The following is a 5,416-nucleotide window of genomic DNA, read 5'->3' as shown; positions in this document are numbered from 1 at the left end:
TCACCCTATTCTCTTCAGCTAATTTACGTTCACGGACCTTTAGTTTTTGGAGTTCAATACGAGCTTCTTGCAGCGCTTCCTGGTCTTCAGTATCCATTACTTTTTCAGCCTATAAAACGTTGCAGACGATACCATCAAATTTCCGTGCGCATTCTCACCACCAGAGAGTCTGCCTTGCTCACCAAACGTAAATGGACATATGTATGGAAGCCCACCAAGTGCGTGATTGATTTGGTCACAAACCTCATCCATATCTTGTTTTAGGTGCAGCATTGGTCCTGCACAGAATATGTTGATCGCCCCTAATTTTTCTTCAAGATCCATATCATTATAGTAAGACGAATGAATGATGTTAGCGGCACGGCTGATAAGTTGTTGCTTAGAGCCTTGCATCAAATAGATGGTGTCACCTTCATTGATATCAGTGAACAACTCGATACCGTTACACTCAGTTTCTCTGATCGAATGCGACAACTTGAAATATGGGTAGTCGTAAGAAGAACCGACCTTTCGACCTAATGGATAAACTGTCGACTTTTCAAAAATATACCCATCATCACTGCCACCTAAATGAAAATTAGTCCATTCATTATAAACGGTGGTCGCAGGCCTATGGTCGATCTCTAACAATATTCGATTTCTTACTTTGGTGACGGTGCCTGAATACTGAGTGGGTGTATGACCGGCGCTAAAAGATGAATAGATGGATTGTGACGCAAAAAACACCGTTAAAGAGACGCCATTAATAGCAAGAGCTTCTTCGGTAAAGATACTCCAATTTCCAGACACTTGATTGTCTGCTGCGCTTCCACCAATAATCGGCACCTCTGTGCCAAATTTGTTATCGATGGCCGCCATCACCTTCTCTTCATTTCCTGGGGTGGAATGGAGCAAGATAAGATCGGGTATTTCACCTTCTCGGTTGGCGTTCTTTAATGCTTTATCGATGGCGCTGAATGTACTACGGTCTATGGAATCGCCAAAGTGACTGATGCCGGTACCGTAGGCATTGATCCCGGAATCATAGATGATGAGTATCCCAATCACAGGGCCTGAATGGAACCCTGTTTCGGTCATAATACCGTGACAAGTGGTGCAGCCATGTATTGGTGTATTCGGGAGCGCATCTACCAAATATCTCTGCACAGCAAGTGTGGAGTACTCTTCGGTGCAGTAGCAGATAAGACAGGCAATATCGTCAGGGTTTGCCACCCCACTGAGCAGCTCATCTACTGCGATTTTATCGTCTAGGGAATAAGAGACTTTTGATAGAAATTTCATAGATCTCGGAAGATTTTATTAATGCTCTCTTTATAACACTTTTATACAATCTATTTCACTGACTTAGTACATATTTCTATCAAAAGAATTGAGGTGAGACTAACTTGTTACTGTGTTATTCCTTAGAAAGGTTTACAGAAAGTGTGGCTATCTGTTGTGGAAATGTAACCGTTATTGAGGAGTTCTGAGCGTTCGTTCGTAACAGCCAAATTGATGCCCCTTTTTCTTCTAGAGTTCCACTCTCATTATAGTTAATGATAAATTTACCAGTTTTAGATGTTTCGATCGAATACCCTAGGTTATCACCCGAAATTAAAACATTATGTTTATCAATAGTAATTTGGCAAGGTTTAGAAATTATACAGTTTACTGTTTCGTCATTGTCGTATGTCACTGTTCTCCAAGTAAATGCAGCTATTAAAATAACCAACATGACGATAATTTGAACAAGCCTGCCTTTTGTTAGCTTTTGTGCCGCCATTATAATCTTTACTCCTTGTTACAAAGTTCAAAGTTTTTAAATAAAAATCCAATTCCAGACCAAGCGTAAGGTTACTACTCTGTCATTGATTTGTTAATTCAAGTATAGTGTCGCGTTGAAAATGCCACTTTTTTTTAAAATCAGCAAGTGGAAATAAAGCTCTGAATAGGCTGAATTTCCTTTTCTAATTTGGGTGGCATTACGACGTGAGTCGTGTTGGAAGTAAAGTGTAGTAAATAAGAAATTGGAAGCATGCAAATGAGCCAAGAAAAGCAGCTTGAACAAAACTACAACTATACGGTCGTCCGTCAATTTACCCTCGTTACAATTTTGTGGGGTATTGTCGGTATGGGCGTTGGTGTTTTGATTGCCGCTCAATTAGTTTGGCCACAGCTAAACTTTGATACGCCGTGGCTGACGTACAGTCGTTTACGTCCCCTGCATACTAATGCGGTTATTTTTGCGTTCGGTACAAGTGCGCTGTTTGCAACATCATATTATGTTGTGCAACGTACCTGTCAGACGCGTCTCTTTGGTGGCCCTCTCGTAGCCTTTACCTTTTGGGGTTGGCAAGCGATTATCCTGTCCGCTGCAATTACTTTACCGTTAGGTTTAACCTCTGGTAAAGAATACGCAGAACTTGAATGGCCAATCGATATTGCTATTACTCTTGTGTGGGTAGCTTATGCGGTCGTGTTCTTCGGAACCATGATTAAGCGTAAGACATCGCACATTTATGTAGCTAACTGGTTCTTCGGAGCCTTCATCATCACGGTTGCCGTGTTGCACATCGTTAACAGCCTGGCTGTTCCTGTATCTGCGTTTAAATCGTACTCGATTTATTCCGGAGCGATCGATGCAATGGTGCAATGGTGGTACGGACACAATGCGGTAGGCTTCCTATTGACAGCTGGTTTCCTAGGTATGATGTATTACTTCGTTCCTAAACAAGCTGGTCGCCCTGTTTACTCTTACCGTTTGTCGATTGTTCACTTCTGGGCTCTTGTGTCTCTGTATATTTGGGCTGGTCCTCACCACCTACACTACACAGCACTTCCAGACTGGACTCAGTCTCTAGGTATGGTTATGTCTTTGGTTCTGTTTGCTCCATCTTGGGGTGGCATGATCAACGGTATTATGACTCTATCTGGTGCGTGGCATAAGCTACGCTACGACCCTATCCTACGTTTCCTAATCGTTTCTCTATCATTCTACGGCATGTCGACTTTCGAAGGCCCTATGATGGCAATCAAAACGGTTAACGCACTATCTCACTACACGGACTGGACTATCGGTCACGTTCACTCTGGTGCGCTAGGTTGGGTTGCGATGGTTTCTATCGGTTCGGTTTACCACTTAGTTCCTAAACTATTTGGTCAAGAGCGTATGTACTCTGTATCTCTAATCAATGTTCACTTCTGGTTAGCAACGATTGGTACGGTTTTCTACATTGTTGCAATGTGGATTTCTGGTGTGATGCAAGGTCTGATGTGGCGTGCAGTTAACTCTGACGGTACATTAACTTACAGCTTCGTTGAATCTGTAGAAGCATCTTACCCGTTCTACTTTGTACGCTTCTTAGGTGGTTTTATCTTCCTATCTGGTATGTTCCTAATGGCATACAACACGTACAAAACTGTTTCTGCACCTAAAGATAGCCTTAAAGCTATCCCTCAACCGGCTTAAGGAGATTTAGAATGAGCTCAAATTCAAATAATCGCCATGAGTTGGTAGAGAAGAACGTTGGCCTACTGGCGATCTTGATCGTTATTGCTATCAGTTTTGGTGCTTTAGTAGAAATTACCCCTCTTATTTTCCAAAAGCAGACGACTGAACCTGTAGAAAACCTACGCGTTTACTCTGCTCTGGAAATGGAAGGTCGTGATATTTATATCCGCGAAGGTTGTAACGTATGTCACAGCCAAATGATTCGTCCTTTCCGCTCTGAAACTGAACGTTACGGTCACTACTCTGTAGCGGGCGAAAGCGTTTGGGAACACCCATTCCTATGGGGTTCTAAGCGTACTGGTCCAGATCTAGCGCGTGTTGGTGATCGTTACTCTGATGAGTGGCACCGTGTTCACCTTATCGACCCTCGTGAACTTGTTCCTGAATCAAACATGCCTGGTTTCCCATGGCTTGCTGAGAATGTACTTGATGGCAAATTGACTCAACAGAAGCTTGAACTCTTCCGTAATCAATTTGGTGTTCCTTACACAGACGAACAAATTGCTAACGCTAAACAAGATGTTGAAGGAAAAACAGAGATGGATGCAATCATCGCTTACCTTCAATCGCTTGGCCACGCAATGAAATAAGGAATAATTATGGACATTATTACATTTCAAAGTGTTTGGACTGTTACTGTTTTTGCTTGCTTCATCGGCATCGTTTGGTGGGCATACGGCAAGAATCGTAAATCACGTTTCGACGAAGATGCGAACCTAGTGTTTGCAGACGACGAGCCGGCAACAAGTTCTAAAAATCAAGGAGTGACAAAGTAATGAGTACATTCTGGAGTATCTGGGTTAGTGCGATTACGATTGGTACCCTAATTGGTTGTGCTGTCTTGCTTCGTTGGTGTTTTAAAGATCGAACTGGCGTAGAAGAAGGTCATGATATGGGCCATGAATACGATGGTATTCGTGAGCTTAATAACCCACTACCAAAATGGTGGACATACCTTTTCATCAGTACGATTGTGTTTGCAGCGGTTTACCTTGCTCTTTACCCTGGCCTTGGCAATTTTAAAGGTCTACTAGGTTGGACAAGTTCAAACCAAGAAGTTCGTAGTATTGAAGAGTCTCGCTCTTCGATTGCTGCGGCTCAAGCGAACAAGCAGTTAGACGAGTACGCGAAAGAGCTTGATGACGCCAACACCTATTTTGGTGAAGCATTCAAAAAGCTAGCTCACGACGAAAATGGTTTACGTTCTGTCCCTGACATTGCATCAGATGCTGACGCAATTAAAGTGGGCCAACGTTTATTCTTGCAAAACTGTTCTCAGTGTCACGGCTCTGATGCTCGTGGTCAAAAAGGTTTTCCTAACCTAACTGATGACGCATGGCTATATGGTGGTGAACCACAAGCTATCGTGACAACAATCATGCATGGTCGTGTTGGCCAAATGCCAGGCTGGAAAGATGCACTTGGCGAGCAAGGCGTTAAAGAAGTGGTTAGCTACACGCTTAGCCTTTCTGGACGTAGTGTGAATGCTCGTGAAGCTGAAGCTGGTAAAGCACGCTTTGTTGTATGTGCTGCATGTCACGGTACAGATGGTAAGGGTAACCCTGCTGTAGGTGCACCTGACCTGACTGACCGCGACTGGTTGTTTGGCGACTCTCGCGCAGCTGTGACGGAAACAGTAATGTACGGACGCTCTGGCGTGATGCCTGCTTGGAAAGACATTCTAGGCGAGGATAAAGTACAACTGATTTCATCATACGTGTGGAGCTTAAGCAACTCGGATAATAAGTAACATTTCAATAACAGCCTCTTTCTAAGAGGCTGTCTTTCCTTTATTTTATAACCCCTTCTTTTTATTCTTTTTTGAGATCTTTTTTATGGTAAAGCCTTGGTATAAACAGTTTTGGCCGTGGTTCTTAATCGCGTTGCCAGCGACAGTAGTTATTTGGACCATCATGACGGTTATTG

At 43.1% G+C, this 5,416-nt stretch carries 6 protein-coding genes; 4 read left to right on the top strand and 2 right to left on the bottom strand.

Features of this window, described 5'->3' with window-relative positions; all coding sequences use genetic code 11:
- Positions 1-96: 96 nt before the first annotated feature.
- Positions 97-1,281: an FIST signal transduction protein gene (locus tag AB4496_RS22355; RefSeq protein WP_009846705.1), complete on the bottom strand. Its 1,185-nt coding sequence runs from the start codon at positions 1,279-1,281 to the stop codon at positions 97-99.
- A gap of 115 nt (positions 1,282-1,396) precedes the next feature.
- Positions 1,397-1,762 carry a hypothetical protein gene (locus tag AB4496_RS22350; protein WP_009846706.1) on the bottom strand — a complete coding sequence of 122 codons (366 nt, stop codon included), beginning with the start codon at positions 1,760-1,762 and terminating at the stop codon, positions 1,397-1,399.
- Positions 1,763-2,014: 252 nt separating this feature from the next.
- Between AB4496_RS22350 and ccoN the strand changes: the two genes are divergently transcribed.
- From ccoN to ccoP, 4 genes are read left to right on the top strand one after another with little or no spacing between them, the layout of a single operon-like run.
- A complete protein-coding gene (gene ccoN, locus AB4496_RS22345; RefSeq protein WP_009846707.1) occupies positions 2,015-3,448 on the top strand; it encodes a cytochrome-c oxidase, cbb3-type subunit I in 1,434 nt (477 codons plus the stop codon).
- A gap of 11 nt (positions 3,449-3,459) precedes the next feature.
- The gene (gene ccoO, locus AB4496_RS22340; RefSeq protein ID WP_004742292.1) at positions 3,460-4,080 is read left to right on the top strand and encodes a cytochrome-c oxidase, cbb3-type subunit II; all 621 of its coding nucleotides are present in this window, start codon (positions 3,460-3,462) and stop codon (positions 4,078-4,080) included.
- 9 nt (positions 4,081-4,089) lie between these two features.
- Positions 4,090-4,266 (top strand): CcoQ/FixQ family Cbb3-type cytochrome c oxidase assembly chaperone, encoded by a 177-nt coding sequence (locus tag AB4496_RS22335; protein ID WP_009846708.1) that lies wholly within the window; start codon positions 4,090-4,092, stop codon positions 4,264-4,266.
- A complete protein-coding gene (gene ccoP / locus AB4496_RS22330; RefSeq protein WP_009846709.1) occupies positions 4,266-5,240 on the top strand; it encodes a cytochrome-c oxidase, cbb3-type subunit III in 975 nt (324 codons plus the stop codon). The genes AB4496_RS22335 and ccoP overlap by 1 nt, the downstream gene beginning before the upstream one ends.
- Positions 5,241-5,416: the final 176 nt, after the last annotated feature.

The organism is Vibrio sp. 10N.222.46.A1 (genome assembly GCF_041473595.1).
Classification (GTDB): Bacteria; Pseudomonadota; Gammaproteobacteria; order Enterobacterales; family Vibrionaceae; genus Vibrio; species Vibrio tasmaniensis_A.
The sequence above is the reverse complement of the archived record's forward strand: the minus strand, read 5'-3'. Positions and strand labels throughout refer to the sequence as shown.

Coding starts and splice junctions, on each gene's coding strand:
- AB4496_RS22355 (WP_009846705.1), bottom strand. CDS start 1,281: ATGAAATTTCTATCAAAAGTCTCTTATTCCCTAGACGATAAAATCGCA.
- AB4496_RS22350 (WP_009846706.1), bottom strand. CDS start 1,762: ATGGCGGCACAAAAGCTAACAAAAGGCAGGCTTGTTCAAATTATCGTC.
- ccoN (WP_009846707.1), top strand. CDS start 2,015: ATGCAAATGAGCCAAGAAAAGCAGCTTGAACAAAACTACAACTATACG.
- ccoO (WP_004742292.1), top strand. CDS start 3,460: ATGAGCTCAAATTCAAATAATCGCCATGAGTTGGTAGAGAAGAACGTT.
- AB4496_RS22335 (WP_009846708.1), top strand. CDS start 4,090: ATGGACATTATTACATTTCAAAGTGTTTGGACTGTTACTGTTTTTGCT.
- ccoP (WP_009846709.1), top strand. CDS start 4,266: ATGAGTACATTCTGGAGTATCTGGGTTAGTGCGATTACGATTGGTACC.